This window comes from Streptomyces sp. NK15101, from assembly GCF_020400725.1.
Classification (GTDB): Bacteria; Actinomycetota; Actinomycetes; order Streptomycetales; family Streptomycetaceae; genus Streptomyces.
The window spans coordinates 1-871 of sequence record NZ_JAINVG010000204.1 but is presented as its reverse complement, the minus strand read 5'-3'; the positions used below and the strand labels follow the sequence as shown (position 1 = coordinate 871).

Sequence of the window (871 nt, the reverse complement as noted above, 5' to 3'; positions counted from 1 at the left end):
GCGCTGTTCGGTCTGCACCTGTCCGGTGCCGTCGGTGGCGCGGACGGTGAGCGTGTGGCCGCCGGGGGCGGCGTTCCAGCGGTAGGACCACTGGCGCCAGGTGTCCACGGTGTCCTGGGCGGCGAGGTCGGCGTCCTGCCAGGGGCCGTCGTCGACGCGTATCTCGACGCGGGCGATGCCGCGGTGCTGGGCCCAGGCGACTCCGGCGACCGTGACGGTGCCGGCGGCCGGGCGGGCGAACGGCTTGGGGGTGTCGATACGGGCCTGGGTCTTGATCGGCGCCCGGCGGGCCCACTTGCGCTTCACCCAGTAGGCGTCGTACGCGTCGAAGGTGGTCAGCTCGATCGACTCGATCCACTTGCAGGCCGACACGTAGCCGTAGAGACCGGGGACGAGCATGCGGACCGGGAAGCCGTGGTCGAAGGGCAGCGGCTCGCCGTTCATGCCGACGGCGAGCATGGCGTCCCGGCCGTCCATGACGTCCTCGACCGGGGAGCCGAGCGTCATCCCGTCCACCGAGCGGGCCACCAGCTGGTCCGCCGTGCCGCCCCGGGAAGGCGGCCGGACACCGGCTTCCCGGAGGAGGTCGGCGAGGGGGACGCCGAGCCAGCGGGCATTGCCGACGTACGGGCCGCCGACCTCGTTCGAGACGCAGGTGAGGGTGATGTCGCGCTCGATGAGCGGGCGGGCCAGCAGCTGGTCGAGGGTGTAGGTGCGGGGCCGGGCGACCCCTTTGCCGTGGATCCGCAGCCGCCAGGTTCCGGCATCGACCTTGGGAACCGTCAGGGCGGTGTCGACGCGGTAGAAGTCGCGGTTCCGGGTGGTGAAGGCACTGATGCCGGACACCTTCAGCCGGGCGCCGGCCGGGACG

1 protein-coding gene is annotated in these 871 nt (G+C 72.7%); it reads right to left on the bottom strand.

The window, feature by feature from the left end; translation table 11 throughout:
* Positions 1-871: molybdopterin-dependent oxidoreductase (locus K7G60_RS38600; RefSeq protein WP_225805631.1), on the bottom strand; the 871-nt coding region annotated here is incomplete at both ends.